Annotated in this window: 21 protein-coding genes and 5 pseudogenes; 17 read left to right on the forward strand and 9 right to left on the reverse strand. The window is 60.1% G+C overall.

The window, feature by feature from the left end; genetic code table 11:
- Positions 1-288 precede the first annotated feature (288 nt).
- Complete coding sequence (locus P6U16_RS13610; RefSeq protein WP_277701014.1) at positions 289-795, forward strand: GNAT family N-acetyltransferase; 507 nt, start codon at positions 289-291, stop codon at positions 793-795.
- A gap of 179 nt (positions 796-974) precedes the next feature.
- Positions 975-1511, forward strand: coding sequence for an inorganic diphosphatase (gene ppa / locus P6U16_RS13615; protein WP_277701015.1), 537 nt, complete (start codon positions 975-977; stop codon positions 1509-1511).
- Between the two features lie 121 nt (positions 1512-1632).
- Here the strand turns inward: ppa and P6U16_RS13620 are convergent, their stop codons facing one another.
- Complete coding sequence (locus P6U16_RS13620; protein ID WP_277701016.1) at positions 1633-1932, reverse strand: YggT family protein; 300 nt, start codon at positions 1930-1932, stop codon at positions 1633-1635.
- 134 nt (positions 1933-2066) lie between these two features.
- Here P6U16_RS13620 and P6U16_RS13625 point away from each other — a divergent pair, with 134 nt between their 5' ends.
- On the forward strand, positions 2067-3344 hold the full coding sequence (locus tag P6U16_RS13625) for an MFS transporter (RefSeq protein WP_277701017.1): 1278 nt from the start codon (positions 2067-2069) through the stop codon (positions 3342-3344).
- A gap of 49 nt (positions 3345-3393) precedes the next feature.
- Here P6U16_RS13625 and P6U16_RS13630 read toward each other — a convergent pair whose 3' ends face one another.
- The 7 genes and pseudogenes from P6U16_RS13630 to hemC all read right to left on the reverse strand — a co-directional run bounded on the left by P6U16_RS13630 (position 3394) and on the right by hemC (position 9286).
- Positions 3394-4086, reverse strand: coding sequence for a glutamine amidotransferase (locus P6U16_RS13630; protein ID WP_277701018.1), 693 nt, complete (start codon positions 4084-4086; stop codon positions 3394-3396).
- Between the two features lie 6 nt (positions 4087-4092).
- Entirely contained in the window at positions 4093-4584 is a 492-nt protein-coding gene (locus P6U16_RS13635) for a TerB family tellurite resistance protein (RefSeq protein ID WP_277701020.1), read from the reverse strand.
- Between the two features lie 29 nt (positions 4585-4613).
- A complete protein-coding gene (locus P6U16_RS13640) occupies positions 4614-6281 on the reverse strand; it encodes a heme biosynthesis protein HemY (RefSeq protein ID WP_277701021.1) in 1668 nt (555 codons plus the stop codon).
- 12 nt (positions 6282-6293) lie between these two features.
- Entirely contained in the window at positions 6294-6476 is a 183-nt protein-coding gene (locus P6U16_RS13645; RefSeq protein WP_277701022.1) for a hypothetical protein, read from the reverse strand.
- Positions 6452-7534, reverse strand: coding sequence for a hypothetical protein (locus P6U16_RS13650; protein ID WP_277701023.1), 1083 nt, complete (start codon positions 7532-7534; stop codon positions 6452-6454). The genes P6U16_RS13645 and P6U16_RS13650 overlap by 25 nt, the downstream gene beginning before the upstream one ends.
- Positions 7535-7646: 112 nt before the next feature.
- Positions 7647-8354, reverse strand: a complete 708-nt coding sequence (locus P6U16_RS13655) for a uroporphyrinogen-III synthase (protein ID WP_277701024.1) — start codon at positions 8352-8354, stop codon at positions 7647-7649.
- Between the two features lie 3 nt (positions 8355-8357).
- Positions 8358-9286: pseudogene (hemC, locus tag P6U16_RS13660) on the reverse strand (hydroxymethylbilane synthase).
- Positions 9287-9482: 196 nt separating this feature from the next.
- On the opposite strand from hemC, the pseudogene tsaD reads away from it, so the two are divergent.
- The 5 genes and pseudogenes from tsaD to P6U16_RS13685 all read left to right on the forward strand — a co-directional run bounded on the left by tsaD (position 9483) and on the right by P6U16_RS13685 (position 12867).
- Positions 9483-10459, forward strand: a pseudogene (tsaD, locus tag P6U16_RS13665) (tRNA (adenosine(37)-N6)-threonylcarbamoyltransferase complex transferase subunit TsaD).
- Complete coding sequence (locus P6U16_RS13670; RefSeq protein WP_277701025.1) at positions 10456-11445, forward strand: NAD(P)H-dependent glycerol-3-phosphate dehydrogenase; 990 nt, start codon at positions 10456-10458, stop codon at positions 11443-11445. Before tsaD ends, P6U16_RS13670 begins: the two are co-directional and overlap by 4 nt.
- Positions 11446-11474: 29 nt before the next feature.
- Positions 11475-11768 carry a YciI-like protein gene (locus P6U16_RS13675; protein WP_277701026.1) on the forward strand — a complete coding sequence of 98 codons (294 nt, stop codon included), beginning with the start codon at positions 11475-11477 and terminating at the stop codon, positions 11766-11768.
- A 6-nt stretch (positions 11769-11774) separates the two neighbouring features.
- Entirely contained in the window at positions 11775-12206 is a 432-nt protein-coding gene (locus P6U16_RS13680; protein WP_277701027.1) for an EVE domain-containing protein, read from the forward strand.
- A gap of 10 nt (positions 12207-12216) precedes the next feature.
- A complete protein-coding gene (locus tag P6U16_RS13685; RefSeq protein ID WP_277701028.1) occupies positions 12217-12867 on the forward strand; it encodes a methyltransferase in 651 nt (216 codons plus the stop codon).
- Here the strand turns inward: P6U16_RS13685 and P6U16_RS13690 are convergent.
- Positions 12854-13381 carry a hypothetical protein gene (locus tag P6U16_RS13690; RefSeq protein ID WP_277701029.1) on the reverse strand — a complete coding sequence of 176 codons (528 nt, stop codon included), beginning with the start codon at positions 13379-13381 and terminating at the stop codon, positions 12854-12856. The genes P6U16_RS13685 and P6U16_RS13690 overlap by 14 nt on opposite strands.
- Positions 13382-13684: 303 nt before the next feature.
- Here P6U16_RS13690 and sdhC point away from each other — a divergent pair, with 303 nt between their 5' ends.
- The 9 genes and pseudogenes from sdhC (at position 13685) to mdh (ending at position 21417) form a co-directional block, all read left to right on the forward strand.
- Positions 13685-14080, forward strand: a complete 396-nt coding sequence (sdhC, locus tag P6U16_RS13695) for a succinate dehydrogenase, cytochrome b556 subunit (RefSeq protein WP_277701030.1) — start codon at positions 13685-13687, stop codon at positions 14078-14080.
- Between the two features lie 13 nt (positions 14081-14093).
- A pseudogene (gene sdhD, locus P6U16_RS13700) lies at positions 14094-14473 on the forward strand (succinate dehydrogenase, hydrophobic membrane anchor protein).
- A gap of 6 nt (positions 14474-14479) precedes the next feature.
- Positions 14480-16324, forward strand: coding sequence for a succinate dehydrogenase flavoprotein subunit (gene sdhA, locus P6U16_RS13705; RefSeq protein ID WP_277701031.1), 1845 nt, complete (start codon positions 14480-14482; stop codon positions 16322-16324).
- 2 nt (positions 16325-16326) lie between these two features.
- Positions 16327-16791, forward strand: a complete 465-nt coding sequence (locus P6U16_RS13710) for a DUF3052 domain-containing protein (RefSeq protein WP_277701032.1) — start codon at positions 16327-16329, stop codon at positions 16789-16791.
- Complete coding sequence (locus P6U16_RS13715) at positions 16784-17563, forward strand: succinate dehydrogenase iron-sulfur subunit (RefSeq protein ID WP_277701033.1); 780 nt, start codon at positions 16784-16786, stop codon at positions 17561-17563. The genes P6U16_RS13710 and P6U16_RS13715 overlap by 8 nt, the downstream gene beginning before the upstream one ends.
- Before the next feature lie 147 nt (positions 17564-17710).
- Positions 17711-18306: pseudogene (gene msrA, locus P6U16_RS13720) on the forward strand (peptide-methionine (S)-S-oxide reductase MsrA).
- Positions 18307-18485: 179 nt separating this feature from the next.
- A complete protein-coding gene (locus P6U16_RS13725; protein ID WP_277701034.1) occupies positions 18486-19043 on the forward strand; it encodes a protease inhibitor Inh/omp19 family protein in 558 nt (185 codons plus the stop codon).
- 71 nt (positions 19044-19114) lie between these two features.
- Positions 19115-20265: pseudogene (gene zapE, locus P6U16_RS13730) on the forward strand (cell division protein ZapE).
- Positions 20266-20454: 189 nt separating this feature from the next.
- On the forward strand, positions 20455-21417 hold the full coding sequence (gene mdh, locus P6U16_RS13735; RefSeq protein ID WP_277701035.1) for a malate dehydrogenase: 963 nt from the start codon (positions 20455-20457) through the stop codon (positions 21415-21417).
- The last annotated feature ends 5 nt before the right edge of the window (positions 21418-21422 follow it).

The raw sequence follows: 21422 nt of genomic DNA on the forward strand, positions 1-21422 counted from the left end.
CCGATCTGCCTGGGATAAACACACGCACACCGGACGCTGGACAACGCGCGACCTGAAAAAGGTTCCGCGTTTCGTTCACGCTTGATCGTTTTCCGTAAAGATCCAATTGTTGTGACGCGCGGATGGGCCTCGCCGGGATTTTCTGTGCGTGCCGGATTTTTCGCGCTTGCCGCAAAAGTTAAAAAGCGTTAACTTTTGATCATGCTCCCCAAAAGTCACCTGTGGGAAGTCGAACATCGGTGGCTGCATGGGATTCCTGTAGGTGCGGCACGAGTCTAGAGTTTCGCTATGAAAACACTATCAATTGATGTCCGTCCGGGGGAGCCGAGAGACGCCTTCGCAATTTCGGATGTTCACCGCGTCTCTTGGCTGCAGGCCTATGGGGGGCTGATTCCGCACAAACCCTTGAACCAGATGGTCGACCGCCGCAATGAGAGTTGGTGGCGTAAGGCAACACGGGGACCGGCGACGCTTCTGGTCGTCGATGTCGCGGGGGTGATTGCAGGCTATGCGACGCTTGGTCTGAACCGCGCCCGCGCCCTGCCGCAGGAGGGCGAGATCTACGAAATCTACTTCCGCCCGGAATATCAGGGGATCGGACTGGGTCGCATCCTGTTCGGGGAAGCCAAAAGCCTTTTGCGTTCGCTCGGCTGCAAGGGGCTGGTCGTCTGGTGCCTCGAGGACAGCCATCATGCCGACCGTTTCTTCCGTTCTGCCGGCGGACGGGACCTATGCGAGGGTATGGAAGATTTCGGCGAGAAGAACCTCAAGAAAATCGGCTATATATGGGACTGAACACGCCCAGTCGGGCGCATGATGGGACGGTTCGCCGGCCTTGGCTCGCGTGTGCCGTGATTGACAGACTCATCCGTTCCGATTGACCAATTTCGGCTCGGTAGCGAAAGTCGTGTTGCGTTGCCGCATGTTTCGCTTTATCGGATTTCCAGCTTTTACTGCTGATCTGGGAGACACCTATGCGTATTGACGCAATTTCCATCGGAAAAAATCCACCGGAAGATATCAACGTCATTGTCGAGGTGCCCGTCGGTGGCCATCCGATCAAGTATGAAATGGACAAGGAAGCCGGCACGCTGGTTGTGGATCGCTTCCTCTACACGCCGATGACCTATCCGGGCAATTACGGTTTCGTGCCGCACACTCTGTCCGATGACGGCGACCCGATCGACGTGCTGATCGCGTCGACCCGCCCGCTGGTGCCTGGTTGCGTCATCAATGTCCGCCCGATCGGCGTGATGATGATGGAAGACAATTCCGGCAAGGACGAGAAGATCATCGCCGTGCCGAGCTATCACCTGACAAAGCGCTATGACAAGGTGAAGGATTATACCGACCTGCCGGAAATCACCCTGCAGCAGATCGAGCACTTCTTCGAGCATTACAAGGATCTGGAGCCCGGCAAGTGGGTGAAGATCTTCGGCTGGAAGGATGCCGACACGGCCCGCCAGCTGATCGTCGAGGCGATCGAGCGCGCCAAGACAGTCAAGAAATAAGCGTTTCTATCTAACGACCTCACAAAAAACACCTCCGGCTCGGTCGATCCGGAGGTGTTTTTGTTTCGGGCTCTTGCCGATAGCTGCCCGCGTCATAATTCAAGCTGACAACCGTCGGCGATCAGTTCACGCCGAGCAGAGCCGGTGCGATCGTCGTGTTGAGGAAGAGCTGCAGGAAATACAGAATGACCAGAACGACCAGCGGCGAAAGGTCAACACCGCCCATGTTCGGCAAAATGCGGCGGATTGGGCGGTAGAGCGGCTCGGTCAGCTGATACAGCGAGCGCCCGATCATGTTGATCGCCTGGTTGTTCACGTTGATCACGTTGAAAGCGTAGAGCCAGGAAAAAATGGCTGATGCGATGATCAGGAACCACGCGATGTTGATAATGAAGTTCAGTGTGCCAATGACAGCAATCATGCCAGTCTCCAATTCGTTGTTGACAGACATGTAGACATTGCCGCGTAAACCGGCAAGTCCGAGCCTTTGTACCGGTCGAAACATGTTTAATGGGGCTGGCGGCCTGCCGCATCCCGAAAGAAAGAGACTGCCGCATGTCCCTCGTTCAAGGCGAAGACCGGTTCGCCGCTTTCCGCCATATCTCCTACACTCGTTTCTTTTTCGCCCGCTTCCTTGCCTCGTTTGCGATCCAGATCGTCAGTGTCTCTGTCGGCTGGCAGATGTACGAGCAGACGCAAAACACGCTCTATCTCGGCCTGATCGGGCTCTTCCAGTTTCTTCCGGCGCTGGTTCTCATCTTGGTGACCGGCTCTGTTGCCGACCGCTACAATCGCCGGGCCATCGTGTCGATCTGCATGGTCATCAGTGCGCTCTGCGCGGCCGCCCTTCTGGCGCTGACGATCGCCGATGCTTTTTCACCCTGGCCGGTCTTTGCGATCCTGATCGTCTTCGGCATCGAACGCGCCTTCATGGCGCCGGCCGTGCAATCGCTGGCGCCGAATCTCGTTCCGACGAAGGACCTGTCAAATGCCGTCGCGTGGAATTCATCGTCCTGGCAGACGGCTGCCATTCTCGGGCCGGTCGCCGGCGGGCTGCTCTATGGGGCAAGTGCTGTCGTTGCCTATTCGGTGGCGCTCGGCTTTCTGGTGCTGTCATCCATTCTCGTTCTGATGATCGAAAAGCCGGTGCAGCGGACATTGCGTGAAGCAACCAGCTGGTCGTCTATTCTTGCCGGCTTCCGCTTCATCCGCTCGGAAAAGGTCGTGCTGGGGGCAATCTCGCTTGATCTTTTCGCCGTCCTGCTCGGCGGTGCCGTGGCATTGATGCCCGTTTTTGCCAGCGAAATCCTCGTGCTCGGCCCGCTCGGACTTGGCCTCTTGCGCGCCGCGCCGGGTATCGGCGCCATCATCGTCGCCGTCCTGCTGGCGACCTATCCCATCCGCCACCACGCGGGCGTGCTGATGTTCACGGGGGTTGCCTTGTTCGGTGTCGGAACGATTGTCTTCGGGTTGTCGGAAGTTGCCTGGCTGTCGATTGCAGCCCTGATGCTGATGGGCGCTGCCGACATGATCTCCGTTTATGTCCGCGAGACATTGATCGCGCTGTGGACGCCGGACGCGGTTCGCGGCCGTGTCAATGCCGTCAACATGGTCTTCGTCGGCGCTTCGAACGAGCTTGGCGAGTTTCGCGCCGGAACCATGGCGCATGTGATCGGCGCAGTTCCAGCGGTCGTCATCGGCGGTCTCGGAACGCTGGCCGTCTCGGTTGTCTGGGCGTTGGGTTTTCCGCAGTTGCGCAAAATCGATTCGCTCGATGCGCCGGCCCATGTGATCGAACGGCCGGAAGCCGCCGATCTGACGGCGGTGCTTTAACCGCCGCCATAAGATCAGGCTGACGTTTTCTCGCCCCTGCGCTGGAAGATCAGGAGAGAAAATTATCCATCCAGGCGCGTAGCGGGCCATCGTGCTGCAAGCGCCCATCGAGATGGGCCTTGCCCATCTGGGCACCCGGCAGTTCGAACCTGTGTGCGCCATGCACGACCCAGCGGTGCATCATGGCCCGGGTCAGTTCGCCATGGAACTGGATGCCCCAGGCATTCTCGCCGTACCGGAAGGCCTGATTGGGATAATACCGCCCGGACGCGAGAAGCTCGGCACCCTTTGGCAAATCGAAGCCCTCCCGGTGGAACTGGTAGACCATATCAGGCCAGTCGAGCAGGGCGCGCCCCTTTTCCGTCGCTTGAAGCGGATACCAGCCGATTTCGGTCAGGCCTTCCTGATGCGGCGCGACGGTGCCGCCGAGATGGCGGACCAGCATCTGGGCACCAAGACAGATGCCGAGGAACGGGCGATTTTCGGACAGCGGCACGGACAGCCAATCGATTTCCCGGCGCACATAGTCATCATCGTCATTGGCGCTCATCGGCCCGCCAAAAACGACGGCTCCGGAGTGGGCTTCAAGCGTGGCGGGCAGGGGGTCTCCGAGGACCGGCCGCCTGATATCGAGGTTCAGGCCCTTTTCCAGGAGCAACTGCCCGACACGGCCCGGGCTTGAGCGCTCCTGATGCAGAATGATGAGGACGGGCCTCTTGGTATCGCGGTGGTCGAAAAGCATGTCGCCTTACGTTTCCTGTTGCCCCGCCCCTGTTTCCTCCACGACGTCGAGCTTTGCCGCCACTTCCTGGCGCTTGATGATCCGGTCCCGTCCGGATACGCCGAGAAGATCGGCGATCCGCCAAATCACATGGTCTTCCATCTCGCTGCGTTTCCCGTCCGCATAGACAATTTCCCATAGCATGCCGATCAGATCGATCCGCTGCTCCTCGGAAAAGTGACGCTTGATATCGGAGGTGAAGCGGAAGAAATCGATGGCCTGGCTTTCCGCAGTCTCGCCAGCGGCGATCAGGGCATCCAGCGTCTGATCGTCGAGCTGGTAATGATCCTTGATCATGCTTCGCACCTTCTTGCGCTCCGAATCCACTGTTTCCCCGTCTGCATCCATTACCTGGATGCAGAGCGCCATGACGGCAATGCGGGGATCGCCGGCCTCGATCACAGTTGGAGATGAAGCTTCCGTCAGGCTTTCGAGAAAAGCACGAAATCGTTCAAACATGGTGATCCAAAAATTGGGAACTCAACAAACTAGAAAAGGCGGAATGTCGTTTTTTCAAGCGGCTTGTCTTTCCGGACGCCCGGATCGTCGGGCGCATGGCCGAAGAAAGGTTCGGTTACCGATGCTTCCGGTTTTTTCCGCTCGCCGACCGCATCGGTGATGACCGTTTCCGGTGGTTTTTCGATCTCGATGCTGGTTTCCGCTTTTACGACAGGCTGTTGTACGACCGTAGTCGTCACAGGCTGCGGATCGGGCATTTCCTCCACAACTTCAACAACCTGCGGCTTGAGCGGTTCTTCTTCCACCCGGACGGGGGTAATGGAGACTACCGGGGTGGTGGAGACCGGCGGCAAGGCACGGATGGCAGCATCGATGCTGCTGAGGGTACCTTCTTCGACTGGTCCCGAGAGCTGGCTGACCGGAGCCTTCCACTCGAAAGCGTCGAGCTGGCCGCTGACCGGCGATACCGGCAGCCAATCCGGTGAAGTCACACCGTCTGCCGTCCAGGCCGGGTCACGCGGGCTCTTCAGCGCCTGGTTCATCCAGTGGCGAATGCGGCCATCGTCACCGGTATCGGCTTCTTCGATATCGGCAAGCAGCAGGAACACGCTTTCGCTTGGTGCAAGCCGTGCCGCGGCTTCTGCCTTGCTGCGGGCAAGCGACAGTTCGCGCGCTTCGAGTGCGGCTTCTGCAACGGTTGCCAGCGATATGGCGTTGTTTGGCTTCAGGGCTTCGAGCTTGTTGGCGCGCTTCAGCCGGTCGAGTGCCGAATCACCGTTGCGGGCGCGAACATAGAGACGCGCCACTTCCGGATGCGGCTCGTGCTTCCAGAGTTTTTCGAGAATCGACGCGCCCTTGCGCAGATTGTCTTCGCGAAACAGGGCTTTTGCGGCAATCAGGCCGGCAGGCATAAGTGTTTCCGCCAGTTTCAGCGCAGCGGTCGCGTCATCGCGTGCGCCCTTTGGATCGGCTTCCAGCTTGTCGGAAGCCCGAGCCGTCAAAAGCACGGCCTTCTTGCGGTCGGCTTCCTTGCGGTCCAGCACATGGGCAGCGCGGCTCTGGTCGATAAGGCGGATGGCTTCGTCCCACTGGGCCGTCTGGCCGCGATAATCGAGCGCGGCAAGCGTAGCCCAGGGAAGGTGTGGCGCCTTGTCAGCGGCGCGTTCGGCATATTGCCGGGCGGCCTCATTGGCACCCAGCCGCTTTGCTTCGAGATAGAGCCCGCGCAGGCCGAGTTCACGGGTTTCGGGATCGTCGGCCATCAGCTCGAATTTCTTGCGGGCGTCGTCATACTTGCCCTCGATCAGCGCCGTCTGTGCCTCCAAGAGGTGGATCAACGGTTCCTGATCGGCGCTGAGCAGGCCCTTTGTGCGCGCTGTCATCTTGCGGGCCAGATTGGCATCCCCGGCACCGGCGGCGATCAAGCCGGTCGACAGCGATTGATAACCACGGTCACGCTTGCGGGCGCGGAAATAACGGGAGATCGAATGCGGCGAAAGCCAGACGACGCGAATGATCCAGATGGTGATGAGGACTGCAGCGATCAGCGAGGCGAGCAGCGTTGCCGCCACCATCAGGCTCATCTCGATGCGTTGTCCCTGCCAGATCAGCGAGAGTTCGCCCGGACGATCGGCAAGCCAGGAGAAACCGGCGCCCAGCGCCAGAATGATGAGGATGAAAAACAGAATACGGATCATCAAATTCTTTCCTCAGCCCTGATTGGTCATCGCGCCGGCCACAGCACCGTCAATCAGCCCCTCGACGCGGATACGCTGGTCGAGCTTCGTCTTGAAATCGGCACCCGCCGTCTTGGCTTCTTCCGGCAGCGCCTGCCATTCGAGGCTTGCGCCCTTGAAATCGCCATTGGTCAGCTTGTTCTCGATCCGCGCCACGACGGCAGCCGGGCCTTCTCCTCTACACTGCCGACCGGGCGAACCCGGATGGCGGACGATGCGCTGTCGATCAGCCGCGAGAAGATACCCTGGTTCGGATCCTTGTATGTGGTCGCCTCCAGCATTGCGTCGGCGACTGCAGGGAAATCACGCACCATGTCGGCACGCGAGGCAACGCCAGTTGCGGCATCGTCGGCAAGCCCCGTCACGGCCGGATCGGCGGCGGCGATGCTCTTCAAGGCGTCGAGTTCGGCGAGGAATGGCCCGCCGCGATCGATCGCGGTCTTCAGAGCCGTCACGGCAACGGCGCGGGCCAGTTGCACGTCGCTTGCGGGCTCGTCAATCTTCTTTTCCGCAGCGTCGATGCGGGTCGATAGTTCGGTGGTCGCCGTCTGCGTCGAAGCCTGCGCATCCGCGAGTCCGGATTTCAGGGCGGCGAGTTCATTGGTCAGATTGCTGATGCTGGCCTCAAGCCCAGACACATCGGCTGCCGTGCCGCTGCCGGTCTCCGTGGCCGCCTTTTCGAGGGCGGCGAGGCGCGTTTCGAGGGGCGCTAGATCGATCGGGGCCGACGTTTGCGAGGTCGAGGCCAGCTGAGCCTTGAGTGCCTCGACGTCTGCGGCCAGCGCTTGGCTGACATTGCTGCCGCTCTCCGGCGTGAGCGATGGCAGAATGCCGGCATATTGCAGGCCGCCTGCGCCAAGAAGCGTAATCAAACCGCCGACGATACCGGCTGCCAGAGCGCCCGCATTCGATGCGGGTTTTGCCGGGCTGCCTGCATTCTGCACCGGTTCCTCGACACGAGCCGGCTCTTCCGCAAAGGCCGCGGATGCGGATTCAGCCCTCGCGTCGCTGTCCCTGCTCTCGATATTTTCGGCCGTGTCGTCCGCTGGAGCAGGCTCAGCTACGTTTTCCGATGCGGCGACAGGCTCTTCAGCCGGCGTTTCGGGAACGGCCGCGCTATCAACCTGATCCGGTGCCGGGCTGTTGGCTTCCAGCTCGATCGTCAATGGCTCCTGCTCAGCTTTCGAACGGCGCGGCGGGGTTTCGGGTACCATGATCATCTCTTCCCGTTGAATTGCATTGCATAAATTCGCGGTCCAGCCCTAAACCTAGACACGCAGGTGGCCTAGGGAAAGCCCCTTGGCTGCGATTAGGCGCAAAACCTTTTTAGAGAAGCCTTAACAGGCTGTCTTCGTCAGACGTGGCGGCAACCGCGACATTCCGTATCGTGGCGGGAAGAATGCTGGCAATGGCGGAGCTAAGGCAGAGATAACGCAAGTCGGTTAAGTCGTCTGCGGAGGGCAGATTGAGGAATCGGTGGGCCGTTTCGCTGGAATAAAGCAGCACGGCATCTGGCGGTGTCTTGGTCAGAATTGATTGCAGCCGATGCTCGGCGTTGTCCAAAGGCACCATGCGGTAGATTTGGGTCACTCTGAAGTCGACTGCAAGGCGATGAAGACCGGCCTCGAATTCCGGCGAGCGTGGATCCCCGGCAAGATACAGGATCCGGAGTTTCGGATCTGCGGCAAGCTCTACAGCGATCCGTTCTGCAAGGCCCTCGCCGGTACCCGGCCCTGTGATAATCTTGCGGAAGCCCAGCAGACCCGCCGCGTTGGCCGTCGCTGCACCCACACAGAAGACCGGGATATCGAGATAAGGGGCAAGGTCGCCCGCCAGCAATGCCAAAGTATGCACTGCTTGGGCGCTGGTCAGCGCCAGCGCGGTGAAGCGTTCTTGCAGTAGGGCTTCGCGAACGGCGTCAGGCTCGGAAATGCCCTTCGTCAGGGGAAGAACAAGCGGCTCATGCCCCAGCACCCGCAGCCGCGCAGCCGTCTTTTCAGCGGCCGGTTGCGGGCGGGTGACGAGGATGCGCATGGATCAGGTCCAGCTCGAAAAGAATTCTGCCCCGGCGATGACGCGGATTTCCTCACCGGCCTTTCGGCCCAGGCTTTCGGCATTACTTGCCTTGCCCTCTGCCGAAATCCGGTAGTGCATGGTGCCGTCGGGTGTCAGAATCATGCCGGAAAAACGCAGCGCATCGCCGTCCGAGACCGCGTAACCGGCGATCGGCGTGCGGCACGAGCCGTCGAGTGCTGCGAGAAAAGCGCGTTCGCAGGTGACGGTTTCGTGGGTGCGGGCATCATTGATCGCTTCGAGCAGCCGGTTCACTTTGTCGTCGCCGACACGGCTTTCGATGCAGATCGCGCCTTGGGCCGGTGCTGGCGGAAAGGCATCCAGATCCATAATCTCTGTCGGCACGCTCTCCTTGCCAAGCCGCTTCAGGCCGGCAAAGGCAAGCAGCGTCGCATCGACCTGTCCTTCGGCGAGCTTGCGCAGGCGGGTATCGACGAGGCCGCGATAGGTGATTACCTCGATATCCGGGCGCAGGCGGCGGATCAGCGCCTGACGGCGCAGCGAGGAGGAACCAACGACAGCGTTTTTCGGCAGGTCGAGCAACTTCTCGGCGGTCCGGCCGATGAAGGCGTCGCGGATGTCTTCACGGGGGAGGTAGGCGGAAAGAAACAGCCCGTTCGGCAGCTTCGTCGGCATGTCCTTGGAGGAATGCACGGCGAAATCGAGGCCTTCCGACAGCAGAAGGTCTTCCAGTTCCTGCGTGAAAAGGCCCTTGCCGCCGATCTCGGACAGCGAGCGGTCGGTAATCCTGTCGCCCATGGTCGAAAGCACGACGATCTCGAACATCTCCAACGCCATGCCGTGCGCCGCCATCAGCCGGTCGCGTGTCTCATGTGCCTGAGCCAGCGCCAAGGGCTGCCGCGCGTGCCGATCCGGAAAGGTTTTGTTTGCATCCATGGCGATCCGTTGTTACCGGGTTCCGTGTAAACGCCTTTCCCGGCGACCGCAATCTTTAGAGTGAACGGCCCCATGTCCGCGCCCCTGCTTATCCTCGGCATCGAAACCAGCTGCGACGAAACCGCCGCTTCGGTCGTTGCGCGTGATGCCGACGGCAAGGGCACAATCCTGGGCGATGTCGTGCTGAGCCAGATGGAGGAGCACAGCGCCTATGGTGGTGTCGTGCCGGAGATTGCGGCGCGCGCCCATGTCGATGCGCTCGATACGCTGATCGAGGAGGCGCTGATGCGCGCCGGCGTGACTTTGAAGGATATCGATGCGATTGCCGCAACAAGTGGTCCGGGGCTGATCGGCGGATTGCTGGTCGGGCTGATGACCGGCAAGGCGATCGCGCGGGCGTCCGGCAAGCCGCTCTATGCCGTCAATCATCTCGAGGGCCACGCGCTGACGGCGCGGCTGACGGATAATCTCGCCTTTCCCTATCTCATGCTGCTGGTATCCGGTGGTCATACGCAACTGGTGCTGATCAAGGGCATCGGCGACTATGAGCGCTGGGGCACGACGATCGACGACGCGCTCGGCGAAGCCTTCGACAAGACGGCAAAGCTGCTGGGCCTGCCTTACCCCGGGGGCCTGCCGTCGAGCGGGCGGCGAAATCAGGCAATCCCGACCGGTTCGTTTTTCCGCGGCCGCTGGTTGGCGAAGCGCGGCTCGATTTCTCCTTCTCCGGTCTGAAGACGGCGGTGCGCCAAGCGGCGCAATCGATCGAACCGGTAACGGAACAGGATATCGCAGACATCTGCGCTTCCTTCCAGAAGGCGATCTCGCGGACGCTTAAGGACCGTATCGGCCGTGGCCTTGCGCGCTTCAAGGCTGAGTTCAGCGGGCAGAGCACGCAGCCCGTACTCGTGGTCGCTGGCGGCGTCGCTGCCAATCAGGTGCTGCGATCGACCCTGCAGGAGCTCTGCGATACCAATGGTTTCCGGTTTCTCGCGCCGCCGCTTGACCTGTGCACCGACAACGCCGCGATGATCGCCTGGGCCGGAGCGGAGCGCATGGCGGCGGGCCTTCCCGCCGATGGTCTTGAGGTCGCGCCGCGCTCGCGCTGGCCGCTGGATGCCGACGCGCAGGCCTTGATCGGATCGGGAAAACGCGGAGCCAAATCATGACGGATCATGCGCCGAAGATCGTTGTCGTCGGGTCCGGTGCCTTCGGCACGGCGCTGGCCGCCGTTGCGGCCGCAAACGGCAACCCCAATGTGGTGCTTCTGGCGCGGCGCGAAAGCGTGGTTGAGGACTTCAACGAAACCGGCCGCAATGACGATGCTTTGCCCGGCATTGAACTGCCGCAAACGCTTAAGATGACGGTCGATCCGGCCGTGCTTTCCGGCGCCGGCATCGTGCTTTTCGCCATGCCCTCGCAGGCGCAGCAGGAAGCGGCGCGTTCACTTTCCGCCTTCATCGACAGGGATATCGATGTCGTGACCTGTGCCAAGGGCATGGAGCGCGCCAGCGGACGGATGCTGACCGAGGTGCTGGAAACAGAACTGCATCACCAGCGCATCGGTGTTCTCTCGGGGCCAGGTTTTGCCGCCGATATCGCCAAGGGTCTGCCGACGGCCATGGTCGTCGCCGCGTCCGATATCGAACGGGCATCGTTTCTCGCGGAGGCCCTTTCGGGCAAGACCTTCCGGCTCTACCCGTCCGCAGACCGAATAGGCGTGCAGCTTGGCGGCGCATTGAAAAACGTGTTGGCGATAGTCTGCGGTATCGTCGAAGGTGCTGGCCTGGGCGATTCCGCCCGTGCCGCGCTGATCTCGCGCGGGCTCGCGGAAATGTCGCGTTTCGTATCCGCCCATGGCGGCGATCCCGATACGGTGCGGGGCTTGTCCGGGCTCGGCGATCTCGTTTTGACGGCCACCAGCCACCAGTCGCGAAACCTGCGCTTCGGCATAACGCTCGGCCAGCGCGGCAGCGCCTCAGGCAAGGCGGAACTGGTCGAGGGCGCCTTTGCCGCGTCGGTTGCGGCGCAGGTGGCGGAGCGGCTCGGCGTCGATATGCCGATAACCCAGGCCGTTGCCGCGATCATCGACGGAAAGATTGACGTGCCGACGGCGCTGGAACAGTTGATGTCCCGGCCGATCACTCAGGAATAAAATCGAAGCCTTTGAAACAGGAGACTGTCATGCTTTTTGCCGTTTTGTGCACCGACAAGCCGAATGCACTGCAACTGCGTCTGGACACCCGCCCGCCGCATGTCGCCTTCCTCACCGACCTCAATACCAACGGCAAGCTCGCAATGGCCGGCCCGTTCCTCGACAGTGATGGCAAGCCGAACGGCAGTCTGGTCATCCTCAAGGCCGAAACGATTGAGGAAGCCCGCGCCATCGCCGCGGAAGATCCATACGCCAAGGCCGGGCTTTTCGCTTATGTCGAGATCAAGCCCTACAATTGGGTCTTCAACAATCCGGAGGCCTGAGGCGGCATGGCATACTGGCTTTACAAGTCCGAGCCCTTCAAATGGTCCTGGGCCATGCAGAAGGACGCCGGCGACAAGGGCACCGAATGGACCGGCGTGCGCAATTATCTGGCGCGCAACAACATGCGGGCCATGCAGATCGGCGACAAGGGCTTCTTCTACCATTCGAACGAGGGGCTGGAGATCGTCGGGATCACCGAGGTCTGCGCGCTGTCGCATCCGGACTCTACTGCAGAGGGGGATCCGAAATGGGATTGCGTCGATATCCGCGCCATCTGCGATCTGTCGAAACCGGTGTCCCTGAAGGATATCAAGGCCAATCCGAAATTCGAGAAAATGGCTCTGGTGACGTCGATGCGGCTCTCTGTGCAGCCGGTGACGGAAGAGGAGTATCTGGAAATCTGCCGTCTCGGCGGGTTGGATAATCCGCCGCGATGATCCAACTGTCTTGAAAACCGATCCTGAAACCTTCATCCGCGCCAATACGGACATCATGACGCCGCCGCATGTGCCGGAGATACAGCTGTATCTGGCAAGCGAAGCGCATGATCTCTGGCTGAAGACGGAAGACGAACTGCAGGAAATTGGCCTGCCGCCGCCATTCTGGGCCTTTGCCTGGGCCGGCGGGCAGGGACTTGCCCGGCATGTGCTTGATCACCCCGAACTGGTCCGTGATAAGCGTGTGGTCGATTTTGCCGCGGGGTCTGGTCTAGTGGCGATTGCTGCGATGAAGGCAGGAGCGGCAAGCGTTCTCGCGGCCGATATCGATCCCTGGGCGGAAACCGCCGTTCGACTGAATGCAGCGCTTAACGCGGTCGACCTCCGCTTTTCAGGTGAGGACCTGATCGGCAAGGACGACGGGTCGGCGGTTCTGCTGGCGGGCGATGTGTTCTACGACAAGGCTTTCACTGAGCGACTCATTCCCTGGTTTGCAGAACTTGCGGCACGTGGGGTGATCGTTATCGTCGGCGATCCCGGCCGGTCCTATTGTCCCAAGGACCGGATGCAGGCCTTGGCCAGCTACGAGGTCAAGGTGACGCGCGCGCTCGAAGACAGTGAGGTCAAGAAGACGACGGTCTGGCGGTTCAACGCCGGATGACGCAGACGCCGGCCTCGTAGGAGCAGGAACGATCCGGCCGTGACGGGTTTACATAAATGATCTTGCCCCGGCGGCGGTAATCGTCTCGACTGATGTCGCTGTCATATCCGTAGGCATCATAGCCATAATTTTCGCGGCTGAAATAGATGCCGTTGGCACCGTCGCGCCATGCGGAAAGACCACCGAAGTAAACGTCGCCCTGGATGTTCGACGGAAAGTCGTCCCTGCGATGATTGCGGTCATGCCGCCGGTGGTTCCGGACGATGCGACGATCGTCTCGCCGGTCGTGATGGCGCCAGTCGCGACGAACATACCGCCGGTCGACGCGCGTGCGTTCCTTGTTGTAAATCGGCCTCTGGAGCTCCGGCCGCCGGTCGTGATTGCGGCTGTGGTTTTGCTGCTTGCCGTGGTGTCGTCCGCGATCCGATGCTTCCGCGAAACCGACGAAAGAGAACGCAAGAAGGCAAAGGGCGATCAAGACTTTCGTTGCATGCAATGGCTGAAATGCGCGCATGGTGGCTGCCTTTCGGATGACGCTTAACAAATCCTTAACGGCAATCTGGGGCAGGCCGCGGCAAAAGTCACGGAATTTGCTGAATTTTCAGGTCGTATCGTTAACGCGGAAGTTGAAGCGAAGGCGATTTGTCGCAGCGCTTTCGCCTAATCGATTAAATTGCTTTTGCAGTGCAAACACACTTGTCGTTAATCGTTATGGTGATTAAACGTCACAAAGACATAATTGTGCACAATCGGGTGCATAACCGGATAATATTAGTCCAGTTTTTGGGCAATCTGCCGGTTGATCCGTGGGGTTCCGATGACGAATGTCACCAAAAGCCGGCCGCTTTCGCCGCACTTACAAATCTACAAGCCGATCCCGACGATGATCATGTCGATCGTGCACCGCATCACCGGCGGCGCGCTCTACTTCGGCACCATTCTCGTCGCCTGGTGGTTGATCGCCGCGGCAAGCGGCCCTGCCTACTATGAATGGGTCAGTTGGGCGTTCGGAACGATCCTTGGACGACTCGTCCTGTTCGGCTATACGTGGGCACTCATCCACCATATGCTCGGCGGTCTCAGGCATTTCCTTTGGGATCTGGGCTACGGCTATGAGAAACATTTCGCCACCAAACTCGCCATCGCCAATGCAATCGGCTCGATCGTGATCACACTTCTGATCTGGGTCGTCGGTTATGCGATCCGGTTCTGAGGGAGACAGTCTGATGGATATGCGCACCCCTCTCGGCAAGGTTCGTGGCCTCGGCTCCGCCAAGGATGGCACGGAGCATTTCTGGCGCCAGCGGCTGACCGCCGTCGCCAATGTGCCGCTGATGATCTTCTTTGTCTTCTTCGTCGTAAGATATGCCGGCGCCCCGCATGCGGAGGTGCTGTCAGCCCTGTCCAATCCCTTCGTGGCTGTGATCATGGGGCTGGTGGTGATTTCCGGCCTCGTTCACATGAAGCTCGGGATGCAGGTGATTATCGAGGACTATGTGCATTCGGAAGGCGCCAAGGTTGTCGCCGTGATGCTCAACACATTTTTGCGATCCTGGTGGGCGGGCTCTGTCTTTTCGCCATCCTGAAGATCGCGTTTGCAGGGTAAGTCAACATGGCCTTCAATTCGTCAGCGACCATCAACGGCAGAGCCTATACCTACGTCGATCATGCCTATGACGTGATCGTCGTCGGCGCCGGCGGTGCGGGTCTCCGCGCCACGCTCGGCATGGCCGAGCAGGGTTTCAAGACCGCCTGCATCACCAAGGTCTTCCCGACGCGCTCCCACACGGTCGCCGCACAGGGCGGCATCGCGGCCTCGCTGCAGAACATGACGCCGGACTCGTGGCAGTGGCATCTTTACGACACCGTCAAGGGCTCCGACTGGCTCGGCGATGTCGATGCCATGCAGTATCTCGCCATGGAAGCTCCGAAGGCGGTCTATGAGCTCGAGCATTACGGCGTTCCCTTCTCGCGCAATGCCGAAGGCAAGATCTACCAGCGGCCGTTCGGCGGCCACATGCAGAACTACGGCGAAGGCCCGCCGGTACAGCGCACCTGCGCTGCCGCCGACCGCACCGGCCACGCCATCCTGCACACGCTGTACGGCCAGTCGCTGAAGCACAATGCCGAATTCTTCATCGAGTATTTCGCGCTCGACCTGATCATGTCCGACGATGGCAGCCGCTGCACCGGCGTTGTCGCCTGGAACCTCGATGATGGCACGATCCATCGCTTCGCCGCCAAGATGGTGGTGCTGGCGACCGGGGGCTACGGCCGCGCCTATTTCTCGGCAACCTCCGCCCACACCTGCACCGGCGACGGTGGCGGCATGATTGCCCGCGCCGGACTGCCGCTCCAGGATATGGAGTTCGTTCAGTTCCATCCTACCGGCATCTATGGCGCCGGCTGTCTGATCACCGAAGGTGCGCGCGGCGAGGGCGGTTATCTCGTCAATTCCGAGGGCGAGCGCTTCATGGAGCGTTACGCGCCGTCGGCCAAGGATCTTGCGTCGCGCGACGTGGTATCGCGCTGCATGACGCTGGAAATCCGCGAGGGTCGTGGCGTCGGTAAAGCCAAGGACCATATCTATCTGCATCTCGATCATCTCGATCCTGCGGTTCTGCATGAGCGTCTGCCGGGTATCTCGGAAAGCGCCAAGATCTTTGCCGGCGTCGATGTGACGCGCGAGCCGATCCCGGTTCTGCCGACCGTGCATTACAACATGGGCGGCATTCCGACGAACTATTGGGGTGAAGTCCTCGACGCTGACGGCGCCAATCCGGAGCGGATCATTCCGGGTCTGATGGCTGTGGGCGAAGCCGGTTGCGCCTCGGTGCATGGCGCTAACCGCCTCGGCTCCAACTCGCTGATCGATCTCGTGGTCTTCGGCCGCGCCGCTGCTATCCGCGCCGGAGAGGTCATCGACCGCGCCTCCGCGATCCCGGCGATCAACGAAAAGGCGTCGGATAAGATCATGACGCGCTTCGACCGGCTGCGCCACGCCAACGGCCAGACGCCGACCGCGATCCTGCGCGAAAAGATGCAGCGCACCATGCAGGAAGATGCCGCCGTGTTCCGCACGCAGGAATCGCTGGAAAGCGGCTGCAAGCGCATGAGCGCGATCTGGAGCGAACTGCCTGATATCAAGGTCACCGACCGTTCGATGATCTGGAACTCCGATCTGGTGGAAACGCTTGAGTTGGAAAACCTGATGGCCAACGCCATCACGACCGTTTACGGCGCCGAGGCCCGCAAGGAAAGCCGCGGGTCCCATGCGCGCGAAGACTATGTCGACGGCCCGTTTGCTGGCCGCGACGATGTCAACTGGCGCAAGCATACGCTGTCCTGGGTGAACGAAGCAGGCGCAGTGAGGCTCGATTATCGCCCGGTCCATACGGAACTGTTGCAGCCCGGTATTGATCCGTACAAGATCGAGCCCAAGGCGCGTGTGTACTGATTATGGCAGGGGCGGCGTCAGGTTATTCCGGCACGCCGCTTCCAAAGAAGCTGGGTTTCAAATCCGGAATGTCGGTCGCCTTTGTGGCGCTTCCCGACACTCTTGAGGAACTTGCCTCTTCGGTCGAGTTTTCTGTCCGCGATCGGTTTTCCTCATGGGATGCGATGGCAGGGGCAGACAAGGGTTACGAGACGATCCATGCCTTTACATGTGTGAGGGCGGAGATCGAAGATTGGCTCTCCGGTCTGCAGGACAGGATCACGCCGGATGGCATGATCTGGGTGTCCTGGCCGAAGAAGGCGTCTAAGATAAAGACGGACGTGACGGAGGATGTCGTACGCGATGCCGCCCTTCGGATCGATCTGGTGGATGTGAAGGTGGCCGCGATCGACGAGATCTGGTCGGGGCTGAAGCTGGTTATACGCAAGGACCGGCGCAAGGAAAGAACGGACAGGTCGCATGGTTGAACTCGCTCTCCCCAAGAATTCGCAGATGACCGAAGGCAAGGTCTGGCCGAAGCCGGCTGGTGCCACGAATACGCGCGAATTGCGCATCTATCGCTGGAGCCCTGACGACGACAAGAACCCGTCGATCGATACATTCACCATCGATGCCGATGATTGCGGGCCGATGGTTCTCGATGCGCTGCTTTACATCAAGAACAAGATCGATCCGACGCTGGCGCTGCGCCGCTCCTGCCGCGAAGGTATCTGCGGTTCCTGCGCCATGAATATCGACGGCACCAACACGCTTGCCTGCACCAAGGGGCTGGACGAGGTTTCGGGGACCGTCAAGGTCTATCCGCTGCCGCATATGCCTGTCGTCAAGGATCTCGTGCCTGATCTGACGAATTTCTACGCCCAGCATCGCTCGATCGAACCCTGGCTGAAGACCGTTTCGCCGACGCCGGCGAAGGAATGGAAACAGAGCCATGACGATCGCCAGAAGCTTGACGGCCTCTATGAGTGCATTCTTTGCGCCTGTTGTTCCGCCTCGTGCCCGAGCTATTGGTGGAACGGCGACCGCTATCTCGGCCCGGCCGTGCTGTTGCAGGCCTATCGCTGGCTGATCGATTCCAGAGACGAAGCCAAGGGCGAGCGTCTCGACAATCTGGAAGATCCCTTCCGCCTCTATCGCTGCCACACGATCATGAACTGCGCGCAGACCTGTCCTAAGGGCCTCAATCCGGCCAAGGCCATCGGCGAGATCAAGAAGATGATGGTCGAGCGCCGCGTCTGACGATACCAGAGATTATGATAATCAAAGAGGCCGGGCACATTGTCCGGCCTCTTTCGTTCAACAGGCGATCACGCGCGCGTGCCTTTCATTTGAATTGAAACTTTTCGGCCTTCCGATAGGTATGATTGCCAAACGGGAGAGATGCCTATGCTGCGAACAGTCCTTGTGTTTCTGGTTCTTGGTCTTGGGGCTATTGTCGCGCGGGCGGCCGAGCCGGAGGTCGCGATATTCGCAGGTGGCTGCTTCTGGTGTGTCGAAAGTGATTTCGACCAGGTGCCGGGTGTAATCGAGACCACGTCTGGTTATGCCGGGGGCAGCAGCGAAAACCCGACCTACGAAAGCTATATTGCAGGCGGTCACCGCGAGGTGTTGGAGATAAAGTTCGATCCGGACAAGGTTTCCTATGGCGCGCTCGCCGATATTCTTTTCGCACCACGGACCCGACTGATGGTGGCGGCCAGTTCTGCGACCGTGGATTTGCCTATTCGACGGCAATCTATGCGCTGAGCCCGGAACAGGCGACGCAGGCCGAGGCAGCAAAGGCGAAGGCCCAAGCGGAACTCGGCAAGCCGATCGTGACGCCGATCGAGCCGGCGGCAAAATTCTGGCCAGCCGAGGACTACCATCAGAATTTCGCAAGTCGGAACGCAATTCGATATTGGTATTATCGCAACGGCTGCGGTCGCAACGATGCTGTTGAAGCGCTATGGGGTGCCAAAGCCTATGCCGGTGTCAATCATTGACGCCTGAATGCGGAGTGTGGCGGAGGCTTGCAACCTTTACCGAAGCCTTGGCTAAGCGTTTCAATCATGTCACAGGTCTTAAAGATTTCCCTCTCTTGATTTGACAGGTGGTTTTACGGTAATTCCGCCTATAATGTCCTGTAACGCAGGCGTTGAATGAGAAGAGCAGGAGTAAAGACATGCGGGTTGTACATGCGGTGGCGGGGCTCGCCGTCATGCTGGCTCTGACGGGATGTCAGAGAACGTCCATGAACGAATTCAGCACGCAGAATGTGTCTCCCGCTCCGCTTCAGGCGCAGCCGGTGGCGACGGTACAGTCGGGCCAGCTATCGGACCCGACGACCTCGACGACCGATACATCGCAATTTCCGGCCGCACCGGTGAGCGGCACGGGTATTGCAGGGGTGGACGGCACGCAGCCGGTGGGCACGAACGTCGCTGCAGCGACCACGGGGCTCGACGTCACCAAGGAGTCGATGGTTGGCAACTGGCGTGTATCGAGCGGCGCGAGTTCCTGTGACATGTTCCTGACCTTGACCAACCTTGGCAGCGGATCGCGCGGTGGCACCCGCGGCTGTGCCGGTGAACTGACAGCCATGGGTTCATGGGAGGTGGCCGGCAAGCAGGTGGTGCTCAAGGATCGCAACGGCAATCCCCTCGGTCGCCTGTTCAAGACCGCCGAAAAGCGCTTCGATGGCTCGACCAATAGCGGTCAGCCGCTCAGCCTCAGCCGCTGAGGATGTGAGGCCCGGCTTTATAGCCGGGCTTTTTTGTATTCGCCGTTTACGGCCTTGCCTTGGTGCAACGCGTGCCCAATACCGAAGACAGTATTTCCCGAAAGCTCCAGTCCCTGATCGCAACAGGCGAATTGAGGCCTGATCCCGCCCAGATGGTTATCGCCCGGCGGCTCGATCACTTGGCTGCGGAACTCGTAGCTGGCCGTGCCGCCCGCAAATCCAATGCTCTCGGCTGGCTTTTTGCTTCGAAGAAGAAGGATCATCCGCCGGTCAAAGGCCAGTATATCTATGGCGGTGTCGGACGCGGGAAGACCATGCTGATGGATCTGTTCTTCGATCAGGTGCCGATCCAGCGCAAGCGCCGGGTCCATTTCCATGCCTTCATGGCCGATGTGCATGACCGGATCTTCAAACACCGGCAGAAATTGAAGAGCGGCGAAACCCGCCAGGCGGATCCGATGCCGCCGGTTGCCTCCGAAATCTATGCCGAGGCCCGGCTGCTCTGCTTCGATGAGTTTTCGGTAACGGATATTGCCGATGCGATGATCCTGTCGCGCCTGTTCAGTGAGCTATTTGCCAAGGGCTGCGTCGTCGTCGCAACCTCAAACGTCGCGCCGGATGATCTGTACCGGGACGGCCTTAACCGTGAGTTGTTCCTGCCGTTTGTCGCCATGTTGAAGGCGCATGCGGATATCGTTCCGCTCGATACGCAGACGGACTACCGGCTGGAAAAGACGGAAGGATTGCCGGTCTGGCGTCATCCTTTGGGTCCTGAGACGGACATGGCGATCGAGCGGGTGTGGAACCGCGAGACTGCGGGCGTTGTTGCTGCACCGTCGGAAGTGGCCTTTCGCGGCCGCAAGATTGCGGTGCCCCTTGCTGCCGGTCCATGCGCGCGATTTTCCTTCACTGATCTTTGCGAAAGGCCGCTCGGGGCCGCGGATTACCTCGCCATCTTGTCGCGCTACAGGACCGTGTTCGTCGAGCATATCCCGCATCTGGGGCCGGAGCGCCGCAACGAGACAAAGCGTTTCATCATGCTGGTCGACACGCTTTATGACGCCGGTGCTCGGCTGTTTGCCTCCGCGGTGTCGGAACCTGCCGACCTGCTGACGGCCAAAAAGGAACCGAGGGCTTCGAGTTCGACCGGACAGTATCGAGGCTCATCGAGATGCAGAGTGCGGAGTACGCCCGAATCCACCAAGCACAAAATGTGGATTGATGACGTTTTGGTGACAGAAATTCTTACGTTTACGTAAGAATTTTATGATCTAACCGATTGAAATTGTTCTGCCCAAAAGTATTGGTTGATATTTTAGTTTTTCAAGCTTAATTCCTTGCCCCGAAAAGGTTTGGCGTTTTGCCGCGTTTCAGGCCTTGATCGTATTTGGATTCCAAAGGAAGCACTTTCATGGCGCGCAACAAGATCGCACTTATTGGTTCTGGAATGATTGGTGGCACGCTGGCGCATCTCGCCGGCCTGAAGGAACTCGGCGACATCGTCCTGTTCGATATTGCCGACGGCATCCCACAGGGCAAGGGCCTCGATATCGCCCAATCCTCGCCCGTCGAAGGCTTCAACGCCAATCTCACAGGCGCCAGCGACTATTCGGCCATCGAAGGCGCCGATGTCTGCATCGTTACCGCCGGCGTCGCCCGCAAGCCGGGCATGAGCCGCGACGACCTTCTCGGTATCAACCTCAAGGTCATGGAACAGGTCGGCGCAGGCATCAAGAAATATGCCCCGAACGCTTTCGTCATCTGCATCACCAACCCGCTCGACGCCATGGTCTGGGCCCTGCAGAAGTTCTCCGGCCTGCCGAAGAACATGGTCGTCGGCATGGCCGGCGTTCTGGACAGCTCGCGCTTCCGCCTGTTCCTGTCCCAGGAATTCAACGTTTCTGTCCAGGACGTGACAGCGTTTGTTCTTGGTGGCCACGGCGACACGATGGTGCCGCTCGCCCGCTATTCGACCGTCGGCGGCATTCCGCTCACCGATCTCGTCAAGATGGGCTGGGTCACCAAGGAGCGCCTCGAAGAAATCATCCAGCGCACCCGTGACGGCGGCGCCGAAATCGTCGGCCTGCTCAAGACCGGTTCGGCCTATTATGCACCGGCGGCTTCCGCGATCGAGATGGCCGATGCCTTCCTCAAGGACAAGAAGCGCGTTCTGCCGGTCGCAGCCCACCTCACCGGCCAGTACGGCGTCAAGGACATGTATGTCGGCGTTCCCACGATCATCGGTGCCGGCGGCGTCGAGCGCATCATCGAAGTTGAGTTCAACAAGGCCGAGAAGGAAGCCTTCGACAAGTCGGTTGCTGCTGTTGCCGGCCTCTGCGAAGCGTGCATCGCCATCGCTCCAAGCCTGAAGTAATTGCC

It is taken from the genome of Rhizobium sp. 32-5/1 (genome assembly GCF_029537235.1).
Classification (GTDB): domain Bacteria; phylum Pseudomonadota; class Alphaproteobacteria; order Rhizobiales; family Rhizobiaceae; genus Pararhizobium.